Here is a 12,563-nt window from a genome sequence, read left to right as displayed (position 1 = left end):
AACACCGTTCGTCAACGAACACCGTTTTAAGGGCGAACAGTGTTCGTGTCAAGTACAGTGTTCGCATGGGAAGCAACGCTGACGTGCCGCCGCCGCCCTGGCGCAAGACCCGCCGCCCCCTGAAGCCCCAGCTCAGCCAGGAGTTGATCGTCGAGACCGGCTTGCGCATCCTCGACGCCGAAGGACTCGAGGGCCTGAGCATGAGGCGCGTCGCGCAGGAGCTCGACACCGGCCCCGCCTCGCTCTACGCCCACGTCGCCAACAAGGACGAACTCCTCGAACTCCTCTACGACCGCGTGCTGGGCGAGGTGCAGCTGCCCGAGCCCGACCCGTCCCGGTGGAAGGAGCAACTGCGCGAGGCCGCGCTGCGCACGCACCAGGTGCTCGCCGCCCACGCCGACATCGCCAGGGTGGCGATGGCCGGCATCCCCTCGGGCGAGAACGCGCTGAGGCTCGGCGAGTACGTCTTCGGCCTGCTCATCGACGCCGGCATGGCCCCGCGCGACGCCTCGCTCGGCTTCGACAGGCTCGTCCTCTACATCGTGGGCGACGCGTACGAGGGGTCGCTGCACTACAGCCGGGCGCATGCCGCCGGCATCACGAACGAGAAGGAGTACTTCGAGCACTTCATCGCCCAGATCGGCACGTACTTCCGGGCGCTGCCGCCCGACCGCTTCCCCCACCTGACCCGGCACGTCGGCACGCTGCTCGCCGACGACGGCGAGACGCGCTTCCGCTTCGGGCTGGACCTCCTCCTGGACGGCCTGGAGTCGCGCATGCCCCCCGGCAGCCACGTCTAGGCCCGCATTAGGCCCAATTGCCTAGGCCCCGGGCCCGATGTGCGGCCGGGCCCGCGCCCCTAGGTTCACCCCTATGAGAACGACTGTCGAGACGACTGCCGCACCCGCCCCCGGCGTGGTGTCGGCCCCCTACCGCGCGCTCAGCATCGGCCTGGTCGCGCTCGTCATGCTGGTGGCGTTCGAGGCGATGGCGGTGGCGACGGCGATGCCGGTCGTCGCGCGCGACCTCGGCGGCATGCACCTGTACAACCTGGCCTTCAGCGCCACGCTGGCGGCCAGCGTGATCGCGACGGTGCTCGGCGGCCGGTGGAGCGACGTGCGCGGCCCCCTCCAGCCGATCGCCGTCGGGGTGGGGGCGTTCGTGGCCGGGCTGCTCGTCGCGGGGTTCGCGCCGACGATGGAGGTGCTGGTCGCGGGGCGGTTCGTGCAGGGGCTCGGCGCGGGCCTGATCCAGGTGGCGCTGTACGTGCTCGTCGCCCGGGTCTACCCGGGCGAGCTGCATCCCAAGGTGTTCGCGCTGTTCTCGGCGGCGTGGGTGGTGCCGTCCATGGTGGGGCCCGCGATCGCGGGCTTCGTCGTGGAGAACGTGGACTGGCGGTGGATCTTCCTCGGCGTCTCCCTGATCGTCGTGCCGTCCGCGCTGCTGCTGTGGCGCGGCACCGCCGGGCGGGCGGTCGAGGGCGGCGGCGCCGAGCCCGCGCCCGGCCTCGGCCGCAAGATCGCGTGGGCCGTCGTGACCGCCGTCGCCGCCGCCCTCATCCAGTACGGCAGCGCGCTCAAGCTGGCCGGCCTGCCGCTGCTGGGCGCGGGCGCGGTCCTGCTCGCCGTGGCGCTGCCCAGACTGCTGCTGCCCGGCTCGCTGCGGGCCGCCCGCGGCCTGCCCACCGCGCCCGTGCTGCGCGGCCTGGCGTACGGCTCCCTGATGGCCGCGGAGGTGCTCATCCCGCTCATGCTCATGAACGAGCGGCACCTGAGCGCCACCGGCGCGGGCGTCGTGCTCACGATCGGCGCGCTCGGCTGGTCCACCGGCTCCTGGGTCAAGGGCCGCGGCACGATCGGCCACCTGGCCGCGATCCGCGGTGGCGCCGTCATGATCGCCGTCGGCATCGCGCTGGTCATGCTGGTGCTGGTGGACGCCGTGCCCCTCGCGGTCGCGTACGTCGCCATGGCCATCGCCGGCCTGGGCATCGGCGCCCTGCACCCGACCGTGTCGGTGCTGGTGCTGGAGATGTCGGAGCAGGGCGAGGAGGGCCAGAACAGCGCGGCCGTCGGCGTGGGCGAGTCGGTGTTCACCGTGGTCGCCGTCGCCGTCAGCGGCGCCCTGTTCACCGCCACCGGCGAGAACTACGCCGTGGGCCTCGCCTTCACCGTGGTGCTGGCCGTCGTGGCCGTGTTCCTGGCTCCCCGTTTTGCCCAGCCCGCCGCGGCGGGCACACTGGAGAGGACCGGGTGACAAAGGGGGGTACATGCCACGAGTGCGTGAGCTGGAGGTCTTCCGGCTGACCCTGCCGTTCGGCAGGCGGTCGGAGAGCCTGCTCGTGAAGCTCACCGACCACGGTGGCATGACGGGCTGGGGCGAGGCCGTCTCCCCGCATCCGAAGACGTGGGCCAGGCTGGAGGAGACGCTTGGAGCGCTCCTCATCGGCGTGGACTGGGAGCATCCCGACGCCGTCCCGAGCGGCGACTCCGCCGTCGACATGGCCTGCTGGGACCTGTGGACCCGCATGCGCGGCGTCCCGCTCGCCCACGCCATCGGCGGCACCCGCACCTCGCTCATGGCCACCGTGCGGCTCGCGCCCGACTCGTCCATCGAGAGCCTCGTCTCCCGCGTGAACCAGCAGGTCTGCGCCGGCTACGGGCACGTCACCCTCGACATCCGTCCCGGCTGGGACGTCGAGGCGGTACGCGCCGTGCGGCAGGCGTATCCGGCGCTGACCCTGGCCGTCGACTGCGGCAACGCCTACACCGACCTCGGCCAGCTCGTCGCCCTCGACTCGTACGGGCTGGAGGTCATCGAGCGGCCCTTCGCCATCGACGACCTCCACGCCCACGCCTCGCTCCAGGACCAGGTGGCCGCCTCGGTCGCCGTCGAGGCCCGCTCGGCCGCCCAGCTCGACGACTACCTCACCCTTCGGGCCGCGCGCGTGCTGCTCCTGCGCCCCACCGCGTTCCCCTCGCTGTCGGAGGCCCGCAGGGCGCACGACCGCGCCGCCGCGGCGGGCTGGGACATCCAGTGCGCGGGCGGCCAGGGCGCCGGGCTGGCGCGGGCGGCGACCGTCGCGGTGGCCAGCATGCCGGGATGCACGCTGCCGTGCGACGTCACGCAGCCGCCGCGCAACAACCAGATCGTCACGCCGATCGTGGGGGCGAACGGCGGCGTCATCGCGGTCCCGTTCACCCAGCCGGGCCTGGGCCACACGATCGACGAGGCCCGCGTCCACCGCCTGGCGAAGGAATCGTTCCACGCGTGACACCCAGGCGATCCACTCGGACAGCCGGTGGGGTGGGGCAGGCCCGGCCCTGGGGTGGACGGTCAGAGGGTGCCGCAGCCTTCCGTCAGGCCCTTGGCGGGGCCCGGCTTCTGGCTCTGCCGCTCGTCGGGGTTGGCGGTCTTCCTCGGCGACGGGCCCGCTGAGGCCGCCACGGCCGGGCGTGAGCCGGCGGCGTCCTCGACGGCCTTCGCCGTGATGCGCCGGATCTTCTCCCAGTCGGGGTAGCCGGTGTTGATGACCGGCGGCACGAACTGCACGCTCGACACCTTGGCGTTCTTGACCTTCAGCGCGAGTGGCACGAGTTCGCGCAGCATGTCACGCGGGATGTCGGTCCTGATCAGCTCCTTGGTGGCGAGCGCGATCCGGTTGAACCTGCTCAGCACCGTCGCCGGGTCGGCCTGGTCGAGCAGCGCGCCGAGCACGCAGCGCTGGCGGCGCATGCGGGTGTAGTCGTCGCTGAAGGTGCGCGAGCGGGCGTACCACATCGCGTCGGCGCCCTTCAGCCTGCGCGTGCCCGCCTTGACCAGGCCCTCGTTGTACTTGCCGAACACGACGTCCTGCTCGACGGTGATGGTGACGCCGCCGATCGCGTCGATCAGGCGGGCGAAGCCCCACATGTTGACCAGGGCGTACCAGTCGACCCGCAGGCCCAGGGTGTAGCCGATGGTGTCCATGAGCACCTTCGGGCCCTGGTGCTGCCTGCCGTCGAAGAGCTCGGGGTGCCCGTCGGCGTACTCCCACACGCTGTTGAGCAGGTCGCTGCGCCCGCCGCCCGGGTCGCGGGGCAGGCGGAAGCCGTTCGGGAAGCGCCTGGCCATCGGCGTGCCGGGACGGAAGCGGACGTTCTCCAGGTTGCGCGGCAGGCTGAGGAGGACGGTGTTGCCGGTCCTGACGTCCACGCTGGCCAGGTTCATGCTGTCGGTGCGCACGCCGGTCCTGTTGTCGTCGGCGTCGCCGCCGAGCAGCAGGATGTTGACGCGGCGGCGACCGCCCCACGGGTCGTCGGGGGCCGCGCCGGGGCTCGGCGGGGACGACGCCGTGGCCTCGGGCTCGGCGAAGATGCCGTTGATCGTCTGCTGGGACGTCCAGACGTACTGCGCGACCACCCCGAACGGCACCGTCACGGCCACGGCGAGCAGGCCCGCGAGCGTGCCGGTGACGAGCTGCGTGTTCTGCGGCAGGCGCCCCGGCCGGAGCACCGCGTACGAGTGGACGACGAGCGCGAACCACGCCACGCCCAGCGCCGCGGCGAGCACGATGATCGATGTCAGCCAGGAGTCCTGGGTGAGCGCGCCGAGGAGGTTGTCGGTGGTCAGCACGACGGCCAGCAGCCCGAGCAGCACCGCCGCGTACACGCCGAGCAGCGCCAGCCCCGTCCTGCGCCATCCGGCGCGCAGGTGGGCGGCCCCCGGCGCCAGCGCCGCGAGCACCAGCCAGCCGAGGAGCGCGCCCGCGCTCACCGGTTCTCTTGCCTGCCGCACGACATCCCCGTTCCCCGTGAACTTCTCCGTAGGCTGAGGCGGCAGCCTACGCACCGAATGCGAAATATGTGTTTATGGGAGGGTGAACATCCGCGCCCGAATAAGATTCGGGCATGGCGTCCTCTGAGATCGAGTACGGTGTGACGCAGCGTGTCGCCACCATCACATTCAACCGTTCCCGCCGGCCGAACGCCCTCACCTTCGCCACGCGCGGCGAGTTGGTCCCCGCGTCCGGCCCCCGCGCCGCCCGTAACGCCGCCCCGGCCCGACGATCCCCATGGTGACCAGCATGTACGAGACCACCGTCCTCCCCATGCCGCCCGACTACGAGGGCGAGGTCGTCGCCACCCTCATCTCCAGCACGGCCGGGTCGCGCCGGGCGGTCCTCTACGTCCACGGCTTCACCGACTACTTCTTCCAGGACCACCTGGCCGAGCACTACGTCCGCCGCGGCGTCGACTTCTACGCCCTCGACCTGCGCAAGTACGGCCGCTCGCTGCTGCCGCACCAGACCAGGGGCCTGGTCAGGAGCGTCACCGAGTACTTCCCCGAGATCGACGAGGCGGTCCGCCTCATCAGACGCGACCACGACGAGCTGACGATCAACGCCCACTCCACCGGCGGGCTCGTCGCCTCACTGTGGGCCGACCGGGTGCGCGGGCGCGGCCTCGTCCAGGGGCTCGTCCTCAACAGCCCGTTCCTCGACCTGAACGTGCCCGCGCCGCTCCGCCTGGCCGCCGACCTGCTCAAGACCCCGCTGTCGTACGTGCGCCGCCCGCTGCCCCTCGGGATCAGCACCGCCTACGGGCGGTCCCTGCACCTCAGCGAGCACGGCGAATGGGACTACGACCTGGACCTGAAGCCCCTCGGCGGGTTCTCCGTGCACGCCACCTGGCTGGCCGCCATCAGGCGGGCGCAGCGCAGGCTGCACGCCGGGCTCGGCGTGGACGTGCCCGTCCTCGTGCTCGCCTCCGCCGACGGGCTGCGGGTGAAGGACTTCGTGCCCGAGGCCCGCACGTCCGACGTCGTGCTCGACCCGCGGCAGATCGCCCGCTGGGCCACCGCGATCGGCCCGCACGTCACCTGCGTGCGCGTCCGCGACGGCGTGCACGACCTGGTGCTGTCGGCCGAGCCGGTGCGCAAGCAGGTGTTCGCCGAGATCGACCGGTGGATGCGGGCCTACGTCCACCCGGGACACGAGGACGGCGCGGCCTGACAGCCGCGCCCCTCCCGGTACGGGGTCACCAGGGGAACGCGAAGAGCCCGTAGTACGCGGCCGCCACCAGCAGCAGGCCGGTGCCGCCCAGCACGCCCGCCACCGCGACGTGCTGCCGGCGGCCCGGCCGCATGCCCTCGCGCAGCGCCGACACGAACGCCGCCACCGCCGTGACCTCCTGCACCAGCATCAGCACCGCCAGCACGCGCACGACGAGCCAGCCCGCGAGCACCGCGGGCCAGGCGCCCGCCTGGTTCACCGAGAACAGCACCAGCAGCGTGATGAACGCCACCACCGACGCGAGCAGCCCCACGCCCGTCCACCCCATGCGGTACAGCCTGCGCCTGATCGGCGGCCACAGCTCCGCGTTCGCCTCCGCCGTGCGCCGGCCGCGACCGCTCCGCCCGCGCAGCCGCACCACCATCGCCGCCACCGGCCCCGCGACGTACCCCACGACCGCCAGGCAGATCGTCAGGCCCAGCATCGTGCCGCCCGCGTACCAGGGGGCGGCCGGCACGTCCGTCGCCTGGAGACGCTGCACCGGCGTGGCGCCCGCCAGGTGGACGGCGGGCCTGGCCGTGCCGGGGAGGCCGAGGATCCAGTTGCCCATCGTCTCCAGGTAGCCACGCGTGAACGGGCCGCCGTTGATCCGCATGGCGTGGTCGCCCTTGTCCATGAAGCGGATGGTGTAGTCCTCGTTGCCCGCTTCCTTCAGGCCGGTGATCAGCGCCTGCGTCGACTCCACGAACGGGATGGACGGGTCCGTCGTGCCGTAGAAGGCCAGCACCGGCTGCCTGACGCGGCGCAGCGCGGGCATGGCGTCGTACCTGAGGAAGGTGAAGCCCACCGCGCCCATCGCCCGCGTGAGCAGGTCGCGCGCGCCGACCGGGGCGTGCAGCCTGAGGAGCTGCTCGTTCAGCGCCCAGGCCACCTGGCGCAGCGGCGAGACGTTCGGCGACGACACCAGCACCACGAAGCCCACCGAGCTGCTCTTGGCCGCCGCGATCGGCACCACCCAGCCGCCCTCGCTCACCCCCCACACCCCGACCCGGGCGGGATCGACGTCCGGACGCGTCCGCAGGTACTCCACCATGCGCAGCGCGTCGTCGGCCAGCAAGGAGAAGTCCCTGTCACGGAAGGTGTAGCCGACCGACCGCTTGTCGAACGCCAGCGTCACGACGCCCGCCCTGGACAGGAACTCCGCCTGCGGCGTGAACTCCGTCCGCGAGCCGTTGCCCGACCCCGACACGAACACCATCGCCGGGTGCCGTCCCGGCGTGAGCGGCGCCCGGACCGTCCCCTCCAGCCGCTGGCCCTCGGCGGGCAGCGACACGTCCTCCGCGCGGAACGACGTGATGGCGGGAACCGGCCTGACCTCGCTCGCCGGCTGCGCCGGGATCGACTGGAATGTCTGGTCCGCCTTCAGCGGCTGCGGGTCGAACGGCGGCGGCAGCACGTAACCGACCGACGCGAGAGCCACCAGCACCAGGCCGGCGGCGACGCTCAAGGTGCCACGGCCAGTGCGCATAGGCCTCCCCATGTGCGTTGGTTTGCCCGCTGATCTTCCAGCCTACTCCCGGCGCGTGGGGCCGCTGGGGCCGCATTTGTCGGTGAGAACTGTTAGCTTCCTGCGACATGCGGATCCTGCACACCTCCGACTGGCACCTCGGGCGGTCCTTCCACCGCGAGAGCCTGCTGTCCGGCCAGGCGGCGTTCGTCGACCACCTGGTCGAGACCGTGCGGTCCGAACACGTCGACGTCGTCGCCGTCTCCGGCGACGTCTACGACCGCGCCCTGCCCCCCGTCGACGCGGTCGCCCTGCTCGACGACGCGCTCGCCCGGCTGCGCGCCGCCGGGGCGCGGGTGGTGCTGATCAGCGGCAACCACGACTCCGCGCTGCGGCTGAGGTTCGGCTCGGCGCTGTTCGAGAGCTCCGGCGTCCACGTACGCGCCGACCCCGCCCGCTCGTGGGAGCCCGTCGTCGTCGACGGCGTCGCCTTCTACGGCGTCCCCTACCTGGAGCCCGAGCTCGTCCGTGCCGCCTGGGAGCTGCCCGACCGCAGCCACACCACCGCGCTCACCCACGTCATGACCCGCGTCAGGGCCGACGCCGGGCGGCACGCGGGCTCCGTCGTCCTCGCCCACTGCTTCGTCACCGGCGGGCAGGCCAGCGACAGCGAGCGCGACATCAGCGTCGGCGGCGTCGCCCAGGTCCCGCTGCCGGTGTTCGACGGGGTCGACTACGTCGCGCTCGGCCACCTGCACGGCAGGCAGCGCATGTCCGAGACGGTGCGTTACTCGGGCTCGCCCCTGGCGTACTCGTTCTCCGAGGCCGGCCACGTCAAGGGGTCGTGGCTGGTCGAGCTCGCCCCCGGGCGGGGCGTGACCGGGGTCGAGTTCGTCGCCGCGCCCGTGCCGAGGCCCGTCGGCAGGCTGCGCGGCAGGCTCGACGACCTGCTCGCCTCGCCCGCCCACGCCGCGTACGAGGGCCACTGGCTCCACGTCACCCTCACCGACGCCGTCCGTCCCAAGTCGGCGATGGACCGCCTGCGCGCCCGCTTCCCCCACACGCTCGCCCTCGCCTTCGACCCCGTCGGAGCCGCGCCCGCCGCGCCGCCCGTCCGCATCAGCGGGCGGCCCGAGGCCGAGGTCGCGCTCGACTTCGTCCGCGAGGTACGCGGCGAGCCCGCCGACCCCGACGAGGAGGAGCTGTTGCGAAACGCCGTCGAGGCGTCGAGGGTGAAGGAGACGATGGCGTAGATGCGTCCGCACCGGCTCACCCTCACCGCCTTCGGCTCCTTCCCCGGCACCGAGACCGTCGACTTCGACGCCCTCGCCGGGGCGGGGCTCTTCCTCGTCCACGGCCCCACCGGCGCCGGCAAGACCACCGTCCTCGACGCGCTCTGCTTCGCCCTGTTCGGCCGCGTCCCGGGGCTGCGCGACAAGGCCCGCAGCCTGCGCTGCGACCACGCGCCGCCGTCCGCGGGGCCGTCCGTCACGCTGGAGGTCACCGTCAGGGGCCGGCTGCTGCGCATCAGGCGCTCGCCGTCGTGGCAGCGCCCCAAGCTGCGCGGGTCCGGCTTCACCGAGGAGAAGCCCAAGGTCGTCGTCGAGGAGCGCGTGGGCGACGCCTGGCAGGGCCTGACCACGCGCCTCGACGAGGCGGGAGACCTGGTGGGCGGCCTGCTCGGCATGAACGCCGACCAGTTCTGCCAGGTGGCGATGCTGCCGCAGGGCGACTTCGCCAGGTTCCTGCGCGCCGACGGCGAGGAGCGCGCCAAGCTCCTCGAACGCCTCTTCAGCGTCAAGATCTTCACCCAGGCCGAGTCGTGGCTCGCCGACCACCGCAAACAGGCCTGGCGCGAGCAGCAAGACCTCCGCCAGCAGGTCGACTACGCCCTCCAACGCCTGGAGGAGGCCGCCGGCGACACCCTCGAAGCCGCCCACCAAGCCCACGCCGAAGCGTCCGGGGCGGCCTCGGCGCACGGCGGCCAGGAGGCGCCGGCGCCCGAGGACGACCCCCTTCGATGGGCGGGCGCGCTGCTCGACGCCGCCCGTGCCGTCGTGGTCACGGAGACCGGGCGCCACACCGCCGCCGAGCAGGCCCTGCGCGACGTACGCGTGCGCTTCGAGCAGGCCGCCGCCCTGGCCGACCGGCAGCGCCGCCACGCCGAGGCGCTGACGCTCCGCCGCACACTCGACGAACGCGCGGAGGAACGCGCCGAACTCCAGGCCGTCCTCGACGACGCCGCCCGCGCCGACCGCGTCCTCCCGCTGATCACGGCGGCCAGGCAACGCGCCGAGCTCGCGACCAAGGCCGGGGTCCTCGCCGCCGACGCCCTGGCCCGCGCCCACCCCCTGCTCGCCACGGCCTCGTCCTCCTGGTCGCCCGGCATGCCGGGCGCCGAAAGGCCCGATGCCCCCGGGCCCTCCGGCGCCGGTCGCGAGCGCGGTCGGGAAGGGCACTGGGCCGATGCCGTCGATCGGCGCGCCGAGAGGGCCATTCGCGGGGGAAGACGGCCCGCATGGGTGCGTCCGAGGCGTGGGTCCGGCGGCGACCTGGGCCTGCGGTTCTCCGGCGCGCCCTCCCCCGGCGAACTGGCGGCGTTGGAGCGGCAGCGCCAGGACGAGATCGCCCGCCTGTCCGAGCTGCTCACCGAGGAGGCCAGGCTGTCGGTGGTCCGGCGCGACCTGCTGCGGGCCGAGGAGGAGCTGGCCGAGCTGGCCGAGGCCGACGAAGGCGTGGCCGCCAGGCTCGCCGCCCTGCCCGGCCTGATCGAGCAGGCCGAGGCCAGGCTCGCCCGCGCCCGTCTCGACGCCGCCGCGATCCCCGCCGTCCAGGCCGTGCGCGACGCCGCCGCCGACCTCATCGGCGTCGAACGCGAGCTGGAACGGCTGGCCGTCGAGCTCGGCGCGCTGGAGCGGCGCGAGGCCGACGTGTCGGCCGCCGAGGCCGAGCTGCCCCGGCGGCTCGCCGACGCCGCCGCCGCTCTGGCCGAGGTGCGTACCAGCACGGCTGCCGTCCCCGCCGCCACGGCCGCCCTCGAACAGGCGCGGGCCACCCTCGACGCCGTCCGCCGCCGCGACGCGCTCGCCGCCGAGGCGGAGTCGTCGGCCGCCGCGCTTCAGGTGCTCGTCGACCGCGCCCAGGAGCTGCGCGAACGGTGGCTCGACATCCGGCAGGCCCGCATCGACGGCATGGCGGCCGAGCTCGCCCGCGACCTGGCCGAAGGACGGCCGTGCGCGGTCTGCGGCTCTGAGAGCCATCCGCGCCCCGCGTCCCCGGCGCCGAGCGCGCCGTCCCCCGAGGACGAGCGCGCCGCCGAGAGCGCGCACGAATCCGCCCTCGCCGAGCGCGAGGCCGCGGAACGGGCGCTCGCGTCGCTCGAATCCCGGCTCGCCGCGGCCACGGAGTCCTGCGGCGGGCTCGACGCCGACGCGGCCGGCACCGGCGTGGCGGCGGCCGAGCAGGAGCTCGCGCGCCTGCGGGCGGTGGCGGAGCGCGAGCCCGCGCTGGCCGCCGACCTGGAGCGCGTGGAGGCCGAACGCGAGCGGGTCCGCGACACCGCGCGGGAGCTCGCCGAAGCGCTGGCGGCCCGCCGCGCCCAGCGCGCCCACCTGGAGTCCGAACGTGCCCGCCTGAGGGCCCGCCTCGCCCAGTCCGCCGGCACCACCCTCCCCGCCGGGTCCGGGGCTCACCCCGGCGGCCCTCCTGGCGGCGATTCGCCGGGCGGTCCTGCCGACGTCGGTCGACGGGATGCGCACGCCGGCGACGTCGCGGACGTCCACGGACCGGCCGTGCTGGCCGTCGCCGAGCGGGAGCTCGCGCGGCTGGGGGCGTCGGCGGCGCGGGAGCCGGTGCTCGCCGGCGAGGCGGCCAGGCTCGGACAGGAGCGTCAGCACCTGGAGGAGGAGGGGCGGCGCATCGCCGGGCGGCTGGCGGCGTGCCGTACCAGGCAGGAAGAGCTGAGCGGCGACGCGACGCGGCTCGCGGCCCGGCTCGACGCGGCGCGCGGCGGCGACGCGACCCTCGCGGGCCGGCTGTCCCGGCTGGGCGACGAGGCGACGCTGCTGCGCGAGGCGCTGGAGGCCACCCAGGCGGCGCTCGCCGCCGAGGCGGAGCTGGACGGCGCCGTACGCGCCGCCGAGGAGGCCGCGGCGGAGGCCGGGTTCGCCGACGTCGCCGACGCCGAGGCGGCCGCCAGGCCCCCTGCCGAGCGCGAGACCAAGATCGAACTGCTGCGCCGTCTCGACGCCGACTACGCGGCGGTGGAGTCCACCCTGGCCGACCCCGAGCTGGCCGCGGCCGCCGCCGAGCCCGCCCCCGACCTGCAGGGGCTGGCCGCGGCCAGGGACACGGCCGAACAGGCCCGCACCTCCGCGGCCAGCGCCCGCGACAGGGCCGTGGCCAGGGCCGCCCGCCTGCAGGAACTGCGGGCCGAACTGGGCGCCTGCATCGAACGCTGGCAGCCCGCCGCCGAGCGGCACCGCCTGGCCGAGCGCATGGCGTCGCTGGCCAGCGGCACGTCCGGCGACAACCGGTGGAGCATGAGCCTGTCGTCGTACGTGCTGGGGGAGCGGCTGCGGCAGGTGGTCGACGCCGCCAACGAACGGCTCGACCACATGTCAGGCGGGCGCTACCTGCTGCGGCACGACCTGGGCAAGACGGCGGGGTCGAGGGGGCGCTCGGGCGGCGGCCTCGGCCTGCGCGTCGCCGACGGCTGGACCGGCGTCGACCGCGACCCGGCCACGCTGTCCGGCGGCGAGAGCTTCGTCACGTCGCTGGCGCTCGCTCTCGGGCTGGCCGACGTGGTGACGGCCGAGGCGGGCGGCACCGACCTCGGCACCCTCTTCGTGGACGAGGGGTTCGGCACCCTCGACGAGGACACCCTCGACGGCGTGCTCGACATCCTCGACGGGCTGCGCGACGGCGGGCGCGCGGTGGGCATCGTCAGCCACGTCGCCGAGCTGCGCACCCGCGTCACCGCCCAGCTCAAGGTCTCCAAGACCCGCACCGGCTCCACCCTGTCAGTCCTCGGAGCCACCTGACCCACCACCCCTTCAGGGGCGGTGG

8 protein-coding genes are annotated in these 12,563 nt (G+C 74.2%); 6 read left to right on the top strand and 2 right to left on the bottom strand.

Features of this window, described 5'->3' with window-relative positions; all coding sequences use genetic code 11:
- Positions 1-65: 65 nt before the first annotated feature.
- The 3 genes from BMX74_RS07235 (at position 66) to BMX74_RS07225 (ending at position 3,271) form a co-directional block, all read left to right on the top strand.
- Positions 66-800, top strand: a complete 735-nt coding sequence (locus tag BMX74_RS07235) for a TetR/AcrR family transcriptional regulator (RefSeq protein WP_091099146.1) — start codon at positions 66-68, stop codon at positions 798-800.
- Between the two features lie 73 nt (positions 801-873).
- Positions 874-2,253 (top strand): MFS transporter, encoded by a 1,380-nt coding sequence (locus tag BMX74_RS07230; protein WP_063792216.1) that lies wholly within the window; start codon positions 874-876, stop codon positions 2,251-2,253.
- Positions 2,254-2,266: 13 nt separating this feature from the next.
- The gene (locus BMX74_RS07225) at positions 2,267-3,271 is read left to right on the top strand and encodes an enolase C-terminal domain-like protein (protein WP_177227269.1); all 1,005 of its coding nucleotides are present in this window, start codon (positions 2,267-2,269) and stop codon (positions 3,269-3,271) included.
- Between the two features lie 62 nt (positions 3,272-3,333).
- Here BMX74_RS07225 and BMX74_RS07220 read toward each other — a convergent pair whose 3' ends face one another.
- A complete protein-coding gene (locus BMX74_RS07220; protein ID WP_091099142.1) occupies positions 3,334-4,752 on the bottom strand; it encodes an LCP family protein in 1,419 nt (472 codons plus the stop codon).
- A gap of 310 nt (positions 4,753-5,062) precedes the next feature.
- On the opposite strand from BMX74_RS07220, the gene BMX74_RS07215 reads away from it, so the two are divergent.
- Complete coding sequence (locus BMX74_RS07215; RefSeq protein ID WP_055506324.1) at positions 5,063-5,989, top strand: alpha/beta hydrolase; 927 nt, start codon at positions 5,063-5,065, stop codon at positions 5,987-5,989.
- 25 nt (positions 5,990-6,014) lie between these two features.
- Here BMX74_RS07215 and BMX74_RS07210 read toward each other — a convergent pair whose 3' ends face one another.
- Complete coding sequence (locus tag BMX74_RS07210; protein ID WP_055505791.1) at positions 6,015-7,517, bottom strand: alpha/beta hydrolase family protein; 1,503 nt, start codon at positions 7,515-7,517, stop codon at positions 6,015-6,017.
- 107 nt (positions 7,518-7,624) lie between these two features.
- Between BMX74_RS07210 and BMX74_RS07205 the strand changes: the two genes are divergently transcribed.
- Together BMX74_RS07205 and BMX74_RS07200 are read left to right on the top strand one after the other, a co-directional pair.
- Positions 7,625-8,749 carry an exonuclease SbcCD subunit D gene (locus tag BMX74_RS07205; protein WP_091099140.1) on the top strand — a complete coding sequence of 375 codons (1,125 nt, stop codon included), beginning with the start codon at positions 7,625-7,627 and terminating at the stop codon, positions 8,747-8,749.
- Entirely contained in the window at positions 8,750-12,538 is a 3,789-nt protein-coding gene (locus BMX74_RS07200) for an AAA family ATPase (protein ID WP_091099138.1), read from the top strand. It begins immediately after the preceding gene.
- Positions 12,539-12,563 lie beyond the last annotated feature (25 nt).

This window comes from Nonomuraea pusilla (assembly GCF_900109355.1).
GTDB classification, from domain to species: domain Bacteria; phylum Actinomycetota; class Actinomycetes; order Streptosporangiales; family Streptosporangiaceae; genus Nonomuraea; species Nonomuraea pusilla.
Note: the sequence above shows the minus strand (reverse complement) of the source record. Positions and strands in the feature narration are given on the sequence as shown.

Coding starts and splice junctions, on each gene's coding strand:
- BMX74_RS07225 (WP_177227269.1), top strand. CDS start 2,267: ATGCCACGAGTGCGTGAGCTGGAGGTCTTCCGGCTGACCCTGCCGTTC.
- BMX74_RS07230 (WP_063792216.1), top strand. CDS start 874: ATGAGAACGACTGTCGAGACGACTGCCGCACCCGCCCCCGGCGTGGTG.
- BMX74_RS07205 (WP_091099140.1), top strand. CDS start 7,625: ATGCGGATCCTGCACACCTCCGACTGGCACCTCGGGCGGTCCTTCCAC.
- BMX74_RS07210 (WP_055505791.1), bottom strand. CDS start 7,517: ATGCGCACTGGCCGTGGCACCTTGAGCGTCGCCGCCGGCCTGGTGCTG.
- BMX74_RS07235 (WP_091099146.1), top strand. CDS start 66: ATGGGAAGCAACGCTGACGTGCCGCCGCCGCCCTGGCGCAAGACCCGC.
- BMX74_RS07215 (WP_055506324.1), top strand. CDS start 5,063: ATGTACGAGACCACCGTCCTCCCCATGCCGCCCGACTACGAGGGCGAG.
- BMX74_RS07200 (WP_091099138.1), top strand. CDS start 8,750: ATGCGTCCGCACCGGCTCACCCTCACCGCCTTCGGCTCCTTCCCCGGC.